Origin of the sequence: Geodermatophilus tzadiensis (assembly GCF_003002915.1) — a bacterium.
Taxonomy (GTDB): Bacteria; Actinomycetota; Actinomycetes; order Mycobacteriales; family Geodermatophilaceae; genus Geodermatophilus; species Geodermatophilus tzadiensis.
On the sequence record NZ_PVTG01000003.1, the window covers coordinates 1 to 14,062 of the forward strand.

A 14,062-nucleotide genomic window follows, 5' to 3' on the forward strand; every position below is an offset into this window, starting at 1 on the left:
GTTGAGGTCGGTCGTCACAACCCGAGCCTGAACACCCTCCGTCCGCGTCTACAGCGCCCTTCGACCCTTCGGGTCGATAGGACTTACTCGTCTAGGTGGTCACCGCCCGCCCCACCCGTCCGGGACAGGGGCTGTGGACGCCGCTGCGGCCTGTGGACGGACGGAGCGGGCCGGCGCCCGGGCGTCCTACCGTCGCCGCCGTGCCTGCCTCCCCGGACCCCGCCGGCCCGCCCGACGGCGCCCTGCGGCCGCCCGCCGTGCCCGGTTACCGGCTCGAGCGGCTGCTCGGCCGAGGGGGCTCGGGTGAGGTCTGGCGGGCGGTTCCCCGGGCCGGCGGCCGACCCGTGGCCGTCAAGGTCCTCCTCGCCGGGGACGCCGAGCGGCAGGCGCGCGAGGCGGCGCTGCTCGGCGCGCTGGACCACCCGCACCTGGTCCGGCTGCACGAGGTGGTGCACCAGCCGCGCCGCGGCGGACCGGCCCGGGTCGCGCTCGTCCTCGACCTGCTCGAGGGCGGCAGCCTGGCCGACCTGCTGGCCCGGCGCGGCCGGCTGCGACCCGGGGAGGTGGTGACCGCGCTCGCGCCGGTGGCAGCGGCGCTGGCCTGCGCCCACGGGCAGGGCGTCGTGCACGGTGACCTGTCCCCGGGCAACGTCGTCTTCACCGCCGAGGGCCGTCCGGTGCTGACCGACCTGGGGGTGGCCCGGGTGCTGGGGGAGGAGGCCGCGGGCGCGGTCACGCCGGCCTACGTCGACCCCGCCGTCGCACGCGGTGCGGCACCGGGCCCGGCGTCGGACGTCTTCGGTGTCGCGGCCGCGGCCTTCCACGCCCTGACCGGGGTGGCGCCGTGGAACGCGGCGACCCCGGCCGACACCCTCGCCGTGGCCGCGACCGCGGAGCTGCCCGACCTCGCCGAGCTGACCCCGGGAGCTCCACCCGCGCTGCTGGAGGTCGTCGCCCGCGGCCTGTCACCCGATCCGCACGACCGGGGCTCGGCGGCGGCGTTCGCGCTGGACCTCCGGCACGCCTGCCGTCCCGAGCCCGTGCTCCTGTCTCCCGCGGACGGGGCCGCTGCGGATGCGGGTGCCGGACGGGTCCCGCGCACCGAGCTCACCCACGAGGTCCCCGGACGGCACCGGCGCCCGCCGCCGCGGGAGGTCCGGCCGGCTCCGCGCCGCCTGCTCCGCCTGCCCCGGCCGGGCGGCCCGCTGCTGCGGCGCGCCGCGGTGGCCCTCGGCGTGGCCGGGCTCGTGGTCGGCGCCGTCTGGCTGGGGACGGTGTGGACCCGGTCCGGTCCCGGGGGTGCCGACGGACCCGCCGCCGCGATGGCTGCGGCGACCGCGGGCTCGCCCGGCACGTCGTCCGTCTCGGCCCCGTCACCCCCACCCGCCCCGTCCACCGCCCGGACCCCCTCACCCGAGCCGACTCCCTCGTCCGAGCCGACCTCCTCGCCGCCACCCGCAGCCGGACCCGGCACGGCGGACGCCGACTGGCCGACCGTCCTCACCGGGCTCTACGCACGCCGGGCCGAGGCGCTGTCCAGCGCGTCCGCGGCGGGGCTCGGGGACGTCTACACACCGGACAGCGCCCTGCTCGCCGCCGACCGCGCCTACGTGGAGGCGCTCGCGGCCTCCGGCGAGGTGCTGCGCGGCTTCCGGCCCGTCGTGGAGGAGGTGACGGCGACCGGCCTGCCTGACGCCGGCGGCCGGGTGGTGCTGCGGCTGGTGGACAGCTGGCCGTCCTACGACGTCGTCGCCGTCGACGATCCCGGCGGCGTGCCCCGGCGGACCGAGGCCGGTCGGGAGCGGACCCCGGTCAGCATGGTGCTGGTCCGCACCCCCGGGGGCTGGCGGATCGAGTCGGCCGGGCGGCTGACGTGAGGCCGGTCAGCCTCGGGCGAGGGCGTCGCGCAGTGCCGCGGGCAGGTCGGGATGGGTGAAGCGGTAGCCGGCGGCCTGCAGCTTCGCGGGGACGGCGCGCTGCCCGGCCAGGACGCTGGAGCGGCCGAACTCGCCCAGGGCCAGCCGGATCACCGGCGCGGGCACCGGGAGGACGGCCGGCCGGTGCACGGCCCGGGCGAGGTCCCGCACGAAGTCGGCGTTGGTCACCGGGTCGGGACCGGTCAGGTTCACCGGGCCGGACACCCCGTCGGCGGTGAGCAGGAAGCGGATGGCGCCGACCTCGTCGGCCAGGCCGATCCACGGCCAGTACTGGCGGCCCGAGCCCATGCGGCCACCGAGCCCGGCGCGGAACACGGTGCCGAGGATCCGCACCAGCATCGCGCCGCGGCCGATGACGAGCCCGGTGCGCAGGGTGGCCACGCGCACCCCGGCGTCGGCGGCCGGGCGGGTGGCGTCCTCCCACTGCACGCAGACGCGGGCCAGGAAGTCGTCGCCGGCCGGGCCCTGCTCGTCGGTGACGCGGTCGCCGGTGTCGCCGTAGTAGCCGACGGCCGACGCCGACAGCAGCACCCGGCGGCGACCGGGTTCCTCGGCGGCGACGGTCGCCAGCGCCTCGCTGAGGGTGCGGGTGCTGTCGACCCGGCTGCCGAGGACGTCCCGGCGGTAGCCCTCGGTGAAGGGGCGCGGGCGGATCGGCGTACCGGCCAGGTTGACCACCGCGTCGACGTCGCGCAGCAGCGTGGCGTCGATGGAGTGGTGCTGGGGCTCCCAGCGGTGTTCGTCGGCGGTGCGGGGGGTGCGGCGGACCAGGCGGATGACCTCGTGCCCGTCGGCCCGCAGGGCGGGGACCAGGGCGTTGCCGATGAGTCCGGACGCGCCGGTGACCGCGATCTTCATGACCCTCCTCGATCCCCCTGGCCGGGACACGGACGGGCCCCGGCGCGCACGCCGGGGCCCGACCGGGGGACGTCAGGCGAGACCGAGCTCGCCCTCGAACTGACCTGCCTCCAACCGGTCCTTGACCGTGGTGAGGAAGCGGGCGGCGTCAGCGCCGTCGACGATCCGGTGGTCGTAGGTGAGGGCCAGGTAGACCATCGACCGGACCGCGATGACCTCGCCGAGGTCGGGGTCCTGCACGACCACCGGACGCTTCACCACGCTGCCGGTGCCCAGGATCGCCACCTGCGGCTGGTTGATGATCGGCGTGTCGAACAGGGCGCCGCGGCTGCCGGTGTTGGTCAGCGTGAACGTGCCGCCGCCCAGCTCGTCGGGGGTCACCTTGTTGAGCCGGGTGCGCTCGGCCAGGTCGGAGATCTTGCGGGCCAGGCCGCCGATGCTCAGGTCACCGGCTTCGCGGATGACCGGCACCAGCAGGCCGCGCTCGGTGTCCACCGCGACGCCGAGGTTCTCCGCGTCGTGGTAGGTGACCGTGCCGGCCTCCATGTCCACCGAGGAGTTCACGGCCGGGTGGGCCTTGAGCGCCTCGACGGCCGCCTTGGCGAAGAACGGCAGGAACGACAGCTTGACGCCCTCGCGTGCCTGGAAGTCCGCCTTGGCCCGGTCGCGCAGCTTGGCGATCCGGGTGATGTCGACCTCGACCACGGTGGTCAGCTGGGCGCTGACCGCGAGCGACTCGACCATCCGCTGGGCGATGACCTTGCGCAGGCGGGACATCTTCTCGGTGCGGCCCCGCAGCGACGGGTCGGGCTGGGCGGCCGGCGACGGGGTGGCCGGACGGCCACCGGCGGCAGCCGGAGCCGGGGCGGCCTCCGCGGCCGGAGCCGGGGCGGCGGCCTGCTCGGCGGCCGCGAGCACGTCCTGCTTGCGGATCCGCCCGCCGACACCGGTGCCGGTGACCGACTTCAGGTCGACCCCGTGCTCGGCGGCCAGGCGGCGCACCAGCGGGGTGACGTAGGTGCCCGCACCGTCAGCGGGTGCCGGAGCGGGCGCGGGCGCCGGCGCCGGGCCCTGCCCGCCGGAGGAGGCCGGGCGCGGCTGGGACGGAGGGGTGCTCTGCTGCTCGGCGACCGTCTCGGCGGCACCGGAGCCGTAGTCGGCACCGGCCGGGACCGACGGCGGGGGGCCGGGGGGCGCGGGCGCCGGAGGCTCCTGCCGCGGTGCCGCCGGCTGCGTGACGGGCGTGTCCTGCTGAGCGGGCGCCGGGGCGGGAGCGGACGGCGCGGGGGCGCTCGCCGCGGCACCGCTGCCGATGACGGCCAGCTGCGCGCCGACCTCGACGGTCTCGTCCTCGTTGACCGTGATCTCCAGCAGCGTGCCGGACACCGGCGCGGGGATCTCGGTGTCGACCTTGTCGGTGGAGACCTCCAGCAGCGGCTCGTCGGCGCTGACCTCGTCACCGACGGCCTTCAACCAGCGGGTGACCGTGCCCTCGGTGACGCTCTCGCCGAGCGCCGGCATGGTCACCGGCGTCCCCTCGCCGCCACCGCCACCGCCACCGCTGTCGGCCGAGGCCGGCGCGGGCTCCGGCTGCTGCTCCTGCTGGGGCGCGGCCTGCTGCTCCTGCGGGGCGGGGCCGGCGTCGTCGACCTGCTGGTCCGGCGTCTGCGGGGTGTCCTGGTCGTCCGCGGACGCCGGACCGCCGGCGCCGTCCCCGTCGCCCTCCCCGCCGATCACCGCGAGCTCGGCGCCGACCTCGACGGTCTCGTCCTCCGACACCAGGATCCGGCTGAGGACGCCCGCGGCGGGCGAGGGGATCTCGGTGTCGACCTTGTCGGTCGACACCTCGAGGAGGGGCTCGTCGACCTCGACCTGCTCACCCTCCTGCTTGAGCCATCGGGTGACCGTGCCCTCGGTGACGCTCTCGCCCAGGGCGGGCATGGTGACGGAGGTCGGCATCGGGGCAGGGCTCCTTCGTGGTGGCGGTGGGGGAGACGGGGTGCTCGGTCAGCTGTGCGCGTGCAGGGGCTTGCCGGCCAGGGCCAGGTGGGCCTCGCCGATGGCCTCGCTCTGCGTCGGGTGCGGGTGGATCAGGGCGGCCACCTCGTCGGGCAGGGCCTCCCAGTTGAAGATGAGCTGGGCCTCGGCGACGAGCTCGCCGACCCGGCTGCCGACCATGTGCACGCCGACGACCGGCCCGTCCTTCTGGCGGATCAGCTTGACCGCGCCCTGGGTCTTGAGGATCTGGCTGCGCCCGTTGCCGCCGAGGTCGTAGACGAGGGTCTCGACGTCGTCGCCGTACTTCTCGCGGGCCTGGACCTCGGTGAGGCCCACCGAGGCCACCTCGGGCTCCGAGTAGGTGACCCGCGGGACGCCGGCGTAGTCGATCGGCACGACCGGCAGCCCGGCGAGGCGCTCGGCGACGAGGATGCCCTCGCCGAAGCCGACGTGGGCGAGCTGCAGGGTGGGGATCAGGTCGCCGACGGCGGAGATGGTCGGGACGTTGGTCTGGCAGTACTCGTCGACCAGCACGTAGCCGCGGTCCATCGCGACGCCGGCCTCCTCGTAGCCCAGGCCCTGGCTGACCGGGCCCCGGCCGACGGCGACCAGCACGATCTCGGCCTCGAACTCCTTGCCGTTCTGCAGGCTGACCTTCACGCCGTTCTCGGTGTTCTGGACCGACGAGACGAGGTTGCCGAGCTCGAAGTTGATCTTCCGGCGGCGGAACGCCCGCTCGAGCAGCTTGGAGGAGCTCTCGTCCTCCAGGGGGACGAGGTGCTTGAGGCCCTCGATGATCGTCACGTCGACGCCGAAGGACTTCCAGGCGCTGGCGAACTCGCAGCCGATGACGCCGCCGCCGAGGATGATCGCCGAGGTCGGCACGCGGTCGAGCCCGAGGGCCTGCTCGCTGTCGATGACGCGGACGCCGTCGAGCTCGACGCCCGGGATGCTGCGGGAGTAGGAGCCGGTGGCCAGCAGGACGTGGCGGCCCTCGTAGGTCTCCCCGTTCACCGACACGGCGGTGGGGGAGACCAGCCGGCCCTCGCCCTCGACGTAGGTGATCTTGCGGCTCTTGATCAGCCCCTGCAGGCCCTTGTAGAGCCGGGAGATGACGCCGTCCTTGTAGGCGTTGACCCCGTCCATGTCGATGCCGGCCAGCGAGGTCTTGACGCCGAACTGCTCGCCCTCGCGGGCCTGGTCGGCGATCTCGCCGCTGTGCAGCAGCGCCTTGGTGGGGATGCAGCCCCGGTGCAGGCAGGTGCCGCCGACCTTGTCCTTCTCGATCAGGACGACCGACAACCCGAGCTCGGCCGCCCGCAGCGCTGCGGCGTAGCCACCCGAGCCACCACCGAGGATGACCAGGTCGGCGGGGGAGGTGGGTGCGCTCACGACGTGCTCCTCGAAGTCCGTGGATTGCCCCGTTCGTCCGAACGGGGGATGGTCCGCGCCCATCCTGCCACTCCGGAGATCGTCCGGCCGAGGGCGGCGACCGCGGCGGGGCGCACGTCGCCGGGGACGGCGCGGGCGCCCCGCCGGTGGCGCGGGTCAGCCGGCGAGCAAGTCCTCGATGGTGGCCAGCAACGTGCGCACCGGCACGCCGGTGCCGCCCTTGGGCGTGTAGCCCCACGGGGACCCGGTGTTGTAGCTCGGGCCGGCGATGTCGATGTGCGCCCACGGCAGGCCGGCGGGCACGAACTCGGCGAGGAAGTGCGCCCCGACGAGCATCCCGCCCATCCGGTCGGCGTTGGCGTTGACGAAGTCCGCGATCGGGGAGTCGATGCCCCGGCGCAGCTCCTCGGGCATCGGCATCGCCCACATCGGCTCGCCGCTGCGCCGGCTGGCGGCGACGACGGCGTCGCGCAGGTCGTCGCTGCCCATGACGCCGGCCGTCCGCGAGCCGAGCGCGACGAGCTGGGCACCGGTGAGCGTCGAGGTCTCGAGCAGGACGTCGGGCGAGTCCTCGGCGGCGCGGGCGATGGCATCGGCGAGGACGACCCGTCCCTCGGCGTCGGTGTTGGTGATCTCGGCCTTCTTGCCGTTGCGGAAGGTGACCACGTCCGCGGGGCGGTAGGCGGTGCCGCTGGGCAGGTTCTCGGCCATCGGGACGGTGGCGGTGACCTCGACCGGCAGCCCCAGCCGGGCGACCAGGCAGACCGTGGCGATGACCGCGGCGGCGCCGGCCATGTCGCTGGTCATGTGGTGCATGTTCTGGGCCGGCTTGATGGACAGGCCGCCGCTGTCGAAGGTGATGCCCTTTCCGACCAGGGCGACCTTCTTGCGGGCCTTCCGGCCGCTGTAGGTCAGCCGCAGCAGGCGGGGCCCGCGCGCCGAGCCGCTGCCCACGGCCAGCACGCCGCCGTAGCCGCCGGCGACGAGGTCGTCCTCGTCGAGCACCTCGACCGACAGGCCGGCGGCCTTGCCCGCCTCCGCGCCGCGGGCGGCGAGCTCGGCGGGGAAGAGGTCGTTGGGCGGGGTGTTGACCAGGTCGCGCACGAGCGCGACGGCGTCGGCCACCGCGCGCACCCGGGTCAGCGGCGCCTTGGCCGCGCCGGCGTCGGGGACGACGACGGTGAACTCGCGCGGCGGCGCCGGCCGGTCGGCGGGCAGGTCGGACTTGTAGGCCGTGAACTCGTAGGCACCCAGCAGCGCGCCCTCGCCGACGGCGTGCAGCCGCTCGGCGTCGGGCGCACCGCCGACCGCGGCGAGCAGCGTGACGACCGAGCTGCGCCCGGACAGCGCCCGGCTGGCGGCGCCCGCCGCCCGGCGGACCGCCTCGGGGGAGTAGCCGCCGGTGGCCTCCGGAGCGCCGAGCCCCACGGCCGCGACCACCGGGAAGGGGCCCTGGCCGAGGGTGGACAGCCGGGTCACCTCGTCGTGGGCCCCGCGGGCACCGAGGTCGGCGAGCGCGGACATCAGCCGGCCGCCCAGCAGCCGGTCGACGGCCTCCGCGCCCGGCGTGGGCAGCGGGCCGGAGGTGCCCTTCCCGATGCCGACGACGACGGCGTCGGCGGGGGTCTTCTCGAGGGGGCGGTCGGTGGCGGTGATCGTCGGCGGCACCGCTCGATCCTAGAAGGGCCCCCGTGCCCCCCACGCCGCGCAGGCTCGGCGCGGGTCCCCGCACGGGGGCCGTTGCCGCACGTGGGCGGATAGCGTGCGGGAGTGAGCCCGCGGACCTCGCCCCTGCACGAGCGGCACGTCGCGGCCGGCGCCAAGCTGGCCGACTTCGGCGGCTGGTCGATGCCCATCGAGTACGCCGGTGGCGGCGTGCTGGCCGAGCACGCCGCCGTGCGCGAGGGGGTCGGGCTCTTCGACGTCTCGCACCTGGGCACCGGGACCGTCCGCGGCCCGGGCGCGGCGGCTCTCGTCGACGCCGCGCTGACCAACGACCTCGGGCGGATCGGCCCCGGCCGGGCGCAGTACACGCTGTGCTGCGTCCCCGACGGGGAGGCCGACGCCGGCGGGGTGGTCGACGACCTGATCGTCTACCTGCACGGCCCCGACGACGTGCTGCTGGTGCCCAACGCGGCCAACGCCCAGGAGGTGCTGGCCCGGCTGGCCGCCGCGGCGCCGCCGGGGGTGACCGTGACCGACCGGCACGAGGAGGTCGCCGTGCTGGCCGTGCAGGGTCCCCGGTCGGCCGCGGTCCTCGCTGCCGCGGGGCTGGTCGCCGACCTGGACTACATGGCCTTCGCCGGTGGGGAGGGACAGGAGGTCACCGTCTGCCGGACCGGTTACACCGGCGAGCACGGCTACGAGCTGCTCGCCCCGGCCGAGCGGGCGGGCGCGCTGTGGGACCGGCTGCTGGAGGCCGGCGCGGCCGAGGGCGTCCGGCCGTGCGGCCTGGGCGCCCGCGACACCCTGCGCACCGAGATGGGCTACCCGCTGCACGGCCACGAGCTGTCCCGGCAGGTCACCCCGAACCAGGCCCGCAGCGGGTGGGCCGTCGGCTGGCGCAAGCCGGCGTTCTGGGGCCGGGAGGCGCTGCTGGCCGAGCGGGAGGCCGGGCCGGCGCGCCTGCTGTGGGGCCTGCGCGCGCCCGGCCGGGGCATCCCGCGCCCGGGGATGGCCGTGCTCGACTCTGCGGGCGCCCGGGTCGGGGAGGTCACCAGCGGCACGTTCTCGCCCAGCCTGCGCACCGGCATCGCCCTCGCGCTGCTCGACACCGCCGCCGGTGTCGAGGCCGGGGCGGAGCTGGCTGTCGACGTCCGCGGACGTCCGCAGCCGGTCGAGGTCGTGACGCCGCCGTTCGTCCCCTCGCACGTGCGCTGAGCGGCGCTCAGGCCTTCTGCTTCGACTCCTTCGTCGGCTCCGGCGGGTCGGGCAGCTCGTCGGCCATCGTGGCGTTGCGCTGGCCCATCGGCACCGGATCGCCCTCGGTGGTGTCCTCCGCCGTCTGGTGCTCGGCCTCGGAGTTGATCTCCGCGCCGAGCAGCACCAGGTAGCACGTGAGGTACAGCCACAGCATGAGGACGATGACGCCGGCGATGGTCCCGTACGTCTTGTCGTAGGACCCGAAGTTGTTGACGTAGAAGCTGAAGCCCAGGCTCACCAGCGCCCAGATGACCGTGACGACGATGGCGCCCAGGCTCACCCACTTCAGCTGCGGGGCGTCCCGGTCGGGGGCGACCCGGTAGACGACGGCGAGGGAGCCGGCGAACACCCCCAGCAGCAGCAGCCAGCGCACGATCTGCGCCAGGACGGTGCCGACCACCCCCAGCGGCAGCATGTCGAGCACGGCCGGCACCACCGCGACCAGCGCGAAGGTCACCAGCACGAAGACGATCGCGCCGAGGGTCAGCCCCAGTGCCAGCGCCTTGCGCTTGATGAACGAGCGGGTCTCGACCTCGTCGTAGGCGATGTTGACCGCCGTGATGACGTTGCCGGTGCCACCCGAGGCCGACCACAGCGCGCCGAGCACCGAGACCAGCAGCGACAGCGAGAGCGCGCCGCCGCTGTTCTGGGTGATCGACGTCAGCTGGTCGCCGATCAGGCTCGCCGCGCTGTCGGGCAGCTGCGCCGAGAGGCTCTCCACCTGTTCGGCGACCGTCTCCGGCGAGGCGACCAGGCCGTAGATCGAGATCGTCGCGATCAGCGCCGGGAAGATCGCCAGGAAGGCGAAGAACGCGACGCCGCCGGCGATGATCGGCATGTTGTCGGCGTTGTTCTCCGCCCACGCCCGCTTGACGACCTGCTTCCAGCCGCGGGCGGGGATCTGCGTGGGCCTCTCGGCGTGGACGCCGGGCAGCTCGTGGGGCGAGGGGCCGCCGGGCGGGACGCGGCCCGGGTCGGGCGCGTGCTCGCCACGGGCGGTCCGCTCGGTCGCCTCGCGGGCCGCCGCCCGCCGGGCCGCCTTCTCCTCGACCCGCTCGCGGATCCGGTCGACGGCGCTCTCCCGGCGCCGGGCCGGTGGCCCACCCGCTCGCTCGTCCGGTCGTGTCCGCGTCATCCGGTCCCTCCCGGCGTCAGTCGCCCGGCCAGCTGCCGGTCAGCTTGGTGAACCCACGGGCCCCGGCCCGGTCGATGGCGGCCTTCGTCGCGGCGAAGATCGCGCCCTGGATGGCGGCGGCGAGCACCACCTCGCGCATCCGGTACTCGCTCTGCAGGGCGTCGGGGGCGTCGTCCTCCCCGGAGACCCGCTTCCACACCTGCTTGAACACCGCGCCGGAGATGACGCCGGCGAGGACGCCGCCGATCAGTCCGACCGGCCGGTAGACCAGCTTCGCGCTCGTGCTGGCACCCCTGCTCTCGCTCACGACCGCACCCTCCTCGCCCTGCGGCGCGACGTCCGCTTCGTCGTCCTGGCGTTCCTCGCGACCGCCCGGCGGGCCCGGGCGGCCTCACGGGCCGCCTCCTGGCGGGCACGGCGCGCCTCGGCCCGCGCCTCGGCCAGGGCGGCCCCGCTGCGCAGGGCGGCCGCCGCGCGGCGGCGCGTGCGCCGGCGCCGCCAGAGGAGCAGTCCGACCAGGCCCACGAGGGCGGCCCCGGCGCCGGCGACGGCCGGCGGGCTCTCGCGGTAGGTCTCGACGGCGGTGTCGCGGGCGCGCGCGGCGCCCTCCTTGGCCCGGGCCGGGACGTCGAGGCGGTGGCTGAGCTCGTCGACGGTGCTGGCGAGCTGCTCGCGGGTGGCCTCGATGTCGGCCTTGATGGCGTCGGGGTCGGTGGGACCCTGGCCCGCCGTGTCGTCGGGGCGCGAGGCGCCGGAGGGGGTGCTCATCGGCGCGCACTCTCCCGGACGGTCGCGATGTCGGCCTTGGTGCTGGCGATCGCCTCGGTGGGCACCGGCGGCGTCCCCTTCTGCACGTCCTTCTTGCCGACCAGGGCGAGCACGCCGGCGGCGGCGAACAGGACGACGGCGACGATCAGCGCGGCCAGCCAGGCCGGCAGCACGAGGTCGAGCAGCAGCACGAAGGTCGCCACCAGGACGCACAGCCCGAGGAAGCCGAACAGGCCCGCGCCGCCGAACAGGCCCGCCCCGGTGCCCAGCCGCTTGGCCTTCTGGGTCATCTCGGCCTGGGCCAGCCGGGCCTCGTCACGGACGAGGCGGGAGACCTGCTCGGTCAGCTGGCTGATCAGCTGGCCGGTCGAGGCCTCCTCCGTCGTCGTCGGTGGCGGGGTCGCGCGCGAGGCGCCGCCCGTGGGGGGCGTGGTCATCGGTCCTCCGGTGGTGGCGGGACGGTCGATGACTGCAGATGCCCGGCGGGGACCGTGCTAACCCCGGCGCGGGTCACACCCCGGACACGACGGCCCGGGCCGGGTGCTGCCTACCCTCGCGGCATGACCTGGACGTGGCGGCTCGAGGACTCCGACGGCGCACCCCTGGACCCGGCCGCCCTGGGCGTCGAGGTGCCGGGGGCGGACAACCAGGGCGACGCCGAGTCCTGGCTGGGCGAGAACTGGCGGGACCTGCTCGGCCGCGGTGTGGCCGCGGTGAGCCTGTTCGACGGCGACACCCGCGTCTACGGCCCGATGGCCCTGGCCCCGGCCTGAACCTCGAGGAGAGGTCCAGGCCGGTGGCCTCCCTGCAGGGGCCCACCGCGAGCGTGCGAGTGGTGGGGGGCAGGGAGGTCCTCTCTCAGCCGCGGGCGGTCTTCGCCGGGTCGCGCTCGACGACGTCGCCGAGCACCTCGTCGATGCGGGCCAGCACGTCGGCCTCGAGCCGGACGCCGGCCGCCTTGACGTTGTCGTGCACCTGCTCGGGGCGGGTCGCGCCGATGATCGCGGCGGCGACGTTCTCGTTCTGCAGCACCCAGGCCACGGCGAGCTGCGCCATCGACAGGCCGAGGTCGTCGGCGACCGGCCGCAGCTGCTGCACCCGGGTGAGGACGTCGTCGGTCATGAACCGCCGGATGAACCGCCCGGCCTCCGGATCGGTGGCGCGGCTGCCCTCGGGCGGCTGCTCGCCGGGGCGGTACTTGCCGGTGAGCACGCCCTGGGCCAGCGGGGACCACACGATCTGCGAGACGCCCTCGCGCTGCGACGTCGGGACGACCTCGTCCTCGATGACCCGCCACAGCATCGAGTACTGCGGCTGGCTGCTGATGAGCTGGACGCCGAGGTCGCGCGCGAGCGCGGCGCCGGCGGCGATCTCCTCGGCGCGCCACTCCGAGACCCCGATGTAGAGCACCTTGCCCGCCCGCACCAGGTCGGCGAAGGCGGTCATCGTCTCCTCCAGCGGCACCGTCTCGTCGTAGCGGTGCGCCTGGTAGAGGTCGATGTGGTCGGTCTGCAGCCGCCGCAGCGAGGCCTCGCAGCTCTCCTGGATGTGCTTGCGGCCGAGGCCGCGGTCGTTGGGTCCCGGGCCGGTGGGCCAGTAGACCTTGGTGAACACCTCCAGGCCCTCGCGGCGCTGGCCGGCCAGGGCGCGGCCGAGCACGGACTCGGCGCGGGTGCCGGCGTAGACGTCGGCGGTGTCGAAGGTCGTGATCCCGGCGTCGAGGGCGGCGCGCACGCAGGCCTGCGCGGCGTCCTCCTCGACCTGGCCCCCGTGGGTGAGCCAGTTGCCGTAGGCGATCTCGGAGATGGTCAGGCCGGAACGGCCGAGGCGTCGGTACTCCACGTACCCCGACGCTAGTGCGGCGGCGCGGGATCGGCCTGCCCGGTCGGGTCGCTCAGACGTCCGCGCCGATGGGCACCTCGGCGCGCGGGAACCGCCACCGGCGGATCATCGTGGCGCGGCTGATGCCGTACCAGACCAGGCCCCGCATGCGGTGCGGCTGGTCGGGGAAGCGCTCGAGGACCTTCTTCTTGATCCGCCGGCCGAGGAACACCGAGTCGACGACGATCGCCAGGAAGAAGAAGAACCAGACGAAGACGGTGTAGCTCTGCACCGCCGGGTTGGGGATGAAGTACCCGACCAGCACCAGCGCGGCGACGCCGAGGAAGAAGCTGCCGGCGTTGCGGCGGGCGTCGACGACGTCGCGCACCAGCCGGCGCACCGGGCCGCGGTCGCGGGCGGGCAGGTACTGCTCCTCGCCGCGCGCCATCCCGGCCCGGGTCTGCGCGCGCCGTGACGCCTGCTGCTCCCGCTGCCGCTTGTAGGCCTCCTTGCGCGTGGTCGGAGGCGGCGGCGGGGGACCGGGACGGCGACCCTGGGCCTCGACGCGCTTGGGCGTGGGCCGGCCCTTGCCGGTGGCCTTCACCAGCTGCGGGGTCAGGTCGGCGGCGTCGTCCGGGACGGTCGTCGTGGCGGCGCGGTCCCGGCGCCCGGGCAGGCGGAACTTCACGGCCGGCAGTCTACGTGCGTCCTCGCGGGGGACTGGTCCCCCGCGGTGCGCGCCGTACAGTGGGAAGGGGCATCGGAACACCACCGGCCACGGCGGTGTTGCTCCGCGGCAGGGAGTGCGCAACGGACGCCCTCGGATGTGGGAGGACAGAACATGACGGTGCAGGACACCGAGACCCCCGGCAGCACCGGCGTGCTGCTGAGTGACCCGGCCGCCTCGAAGGTCAAGGCGCTGCTGGACCAGGAGGGCCGCGACGACCTGCGTCTGCGCATCGCCGTCCAGCCCGGTGGCTGCTCCGGCCTGCGCTACCAGCTCTTCTTCGACGAGCGGTTCCTCGACGGCGACCAGACCTACGAGTTCGGTGGCGTCGAGGTCATCGTCGACCGGATGAGCGGCCCGTACCTGGGCGGCGCGGTGATCGACTTCGTCGACACCATCGAGAAGCAGGGCTTCACGATCGACAACCCGAACGCGCAGGGCTCCTGCGCCTGCGGGGACTCGTTCCACTGAGCCCGCGCGCCTGAACACGAGAACGGCGCCCGT

At 75.2% G+C, this 14,062-nt stretch carries 14 protein-coding genes; 4 read left to right on the forward strand and 10 right to left on the reverse strand.

Annotation, left to right across the window (positions count from 1 at the left end; all coding sequences use genetic code 11):
* The first annotated feature begins 200 nt into the window (after positions 1-200).
* On the forward strand, positions 201-1,877 hold the full coding sequence (locus LY71_RS05235; protein WP_106275927.1) for a serine/threonine-protein kinase: 1,677 nt from the start codon (positions 201-203) through the stop codon (positions 1,875-1,877).
* A 6-nt stretch (positions 1,878-1,883) separates the two neighbouring features.
* Here LY71_RS05235 and LY71_RS05240 read toward each other — a convergent pair whose 3' ends face one another.
* The 4 genes from LY71_RS05240 to LY71_RS05255 all read right to left on the reverse strand — a co-directional run bounded on the left by LY71_RS05240 (position 1,884) and on the right by LY71_RS05255 (position 7,853).
* Positions 1,884-2,795 carry a TIGR01777 family oxidoreductase gene (locus LY71_RS05240; RefSeq protein ID WP_106275928.1) on the reverse strand — a complete coding sequence of 304 codons (912 nt, stop codon included), beginning with the start codon at positions 2,793-2,795 and terminating at the stop codon, positions 1,884-1,886.
* A 72-nt stretch (positions 2,796-2,867) separates the two neighbouring features.
* Entirely contained in the window at positions 2,868-4,754 is a 1,887-nt protein-coding gene (sucB, locus tag LY71_RS05245) for a 2-oxoglutarate dehydrogenase, E2 component, dihydrolipoamide succinyltransferase (RefSeq protein ID WP_106275929.1), read from the reverse strand.
* Positions 4,755-4,802: 48 nt separating this feature from the next.
* Positions 4,803-6,185 (reverse strand): dihydrolipoyl dehydrogenase, encoded by a 1,383-nt coding sequence (gene lpdA / locus LY71_RS05250; RefSeq protein ID WP_245887679.1) that lies wholly within the window; start codon positions 6,183-6,185, stop codon positions 4,803-4,805.
* A gap of 156 nt (positions 6,186-6,341) precedes the next feature.
* Positions 6,342-7,853: a leucyl aminopeptidase gene (locus tag LY71_RS05255; protein ID WP_106275931.1), complete on the reverse strand. Its 1,512-nt coding sequence runs from the start codon at positions 7,851-7,853 to the stop codon at positions 6,342-6,344.
* A 102-nt stretch (positions 7,854-7,955) separates the two neighbouring features.
* Between LY71_RS05255 and gcvT the strand changes: the two genes are divergently transcribed.
* On the forward strand, positions 7,956-9,065 hold the full coding sequence (gene gcvT / locus LY71_RS05260; RefSeq protein ID WP_106275932.1) for a glycine cleavage system aminomethyltransferase GcvT: 1,110 nt from the start codon (positions 7,956-7,958) through the stop codon (positions 9,063-9,065).
* 7 nt (positions 9,066-9,072) lie between these two features.
* Here gcvT and LY71_RS05265 read toward each other — a convergent pair whose 3' ends face one another.
* Genes LY71_RS05265 through LY71_RS05280 form a run of 4 tightly spaced genes read right to left on the reverse strand, consistent with a single transcriptional unit; the run spans position 9,073 to position 11,447 of the window.
* The gene (locus LY71_RS05265; protein ID WP_106275933.1) at positions 9,073-10,242 is read right to left on the reverse strand and encodes a YihY/virulence factor BrkB family protein; all 1,170 of its coding nucleotides are present in this window, start codon (positions 10,240-10,242) and stop codon (positions 9,073-9,075) included.
* A gap of 16 nt (positions 10,243-10,258) precedes the next feature.
* Positions 10,259-10,549, reverse strand: coding sequence for a DUF4235 domain-containing protein (locus tag LY71_RS05270; protein WP_106275934.1), 291 nt, complete (start codon positions 10,547-10,549; stop codon positions 10,259-10,261).
* Positions 10,546-11,010, reverse strand: a complete 465-nt coding sequence (locus LY71_RS05275; protein WP_106275935.1) for a DUF3618 domain-containing protein — start codon at positions 11,008-11,010, stop codon at positions 10,546-10,548. Before LY71_RS05275 ends, LY71_RS05270 begins: the two co-directional genes overlap by 4 nt.
* A complete protein-coding gene (locus LY71_RS05280) occupies positions 11,007-11,447 on the reverse strand; it encodes a phage holin family protein (RefSeq protein WP_106275936.1) in 441 nt (146 codons plus the stop codon). The genes LY71_RS05275 and LY71_RS05280 overlap by 4 nt, the downstream gene beginning before the upstream one ends.
* A 123-nt stretch (positions 11,448-11,570) precedes the next feature.
* Between LY71_RS05280 and LY71_RS05285 the strand changes: the two genes are divergently transcribed.
* Positions 11,571-11,783, forward strand: a complete 213-nt coding sequence (locus LY71_RS05285) for a hypothetical protein (RefSeq protein WP_106275937.1) — start codon at positions 11,571-11,573, stop codon at positions 11,781-11,783.
* An 85-nt stretch (positions 11,784-11,868) separates the two neighbouring features.
* Here the strand turns inward: LY71_RS05285 and LY71_RS05290 are convergent, their stop codons facing one another.
* Positions 11,869-12,852 (reverse strand): aldo/keto reductase family protein, encoded by a 984-nt coding sequence (locus LY71_RS05290; protein ID WP_106275938.1) that lies wholly within the window; start codon positions 12,850-12,852, stop codon positions 11,869-11,871.
* Positions 12,853-12,904: 52 nt separating this feature from the next.
* The gene (locus tag LY71_RS05295) at positions 12,905-13,519 is read right to left on the reverse strand and encodes a DUF3043 domain-containing protein (RefSeq protein ID WP_106275939.1); all 615 of its coding nucleotides are present in this window, start codon (positions 13,517-13,519) and stop codon (positions 12,905-12,907) included.
* Between the two features lie 153 nt (positions 13,520-13,672).
* Here LY71_RS05295 and LY71_RS05300 point away from each other — a divergent pair, with 153 nt between their 5' ends.
* On the forward strand, positions 13,673-14,029 hold the full coding sequence (locus LY71_RS05300; RefSeq protein WP_091110228.1) for a HesB/IscA family protein: 357 nt from the start codon (positions 13,673-13,675) through the stop codon (positions 14,027-14,029).
* The last annotated feature ends 33 nt before the right edge of the window (positions 14,030-14,062 follow it).

Coding starts and splice junctions, on each gene's coding strand:
- LY71_RS05280 (WP_106275936.1), bottom strand. CDS start 11,447: ATGACCACGCCCCCCACGGGCGGCGCCTCGCGCGCGACCCCGCCACCG.
- sucB (WP_106275929.1), bottom strand. CDS start 4,754: ATGCCGACCTCCGTCACCATGCCCGCCCTGGGCGAGAGCGTCACCGAG.
- LY71_RS05240 (WP_106275928.1), bottom strand. CDS start 2,795: ATGAAGATCGCGGTCACCGGCGCGTCCGGACTCATCGGCAACGCCCTG.
- LY71_RS05265 (WP_106275933.1), bottom strand. CDS start 10,242: ATGACGCGGACACGACCGGACGAGCGAGCGGGTGGGCCACCGGCCCGG.
- LY71_RS05285 (WP_106275937.1), top strand. CDS start 11,571: ATGACCTGGACGTGGCGGCTCGAGGACTCCGACGGCGCACCCCTGGAC.
- LY71_RS05275 (WP_106275935.1), bottom strand. CDS start 11,010: ATGAGCACCCCCTCCGGCGCCTCGCGCCCCGACGACACGGCGGGCCAG.
- LY71_RS05300 (WP_091110228.1), top strand. CDS start 13,673: ATGACGGTGCAGGACACCGAGACCCCCGGCAGCACCGGCGTGCTGCTG.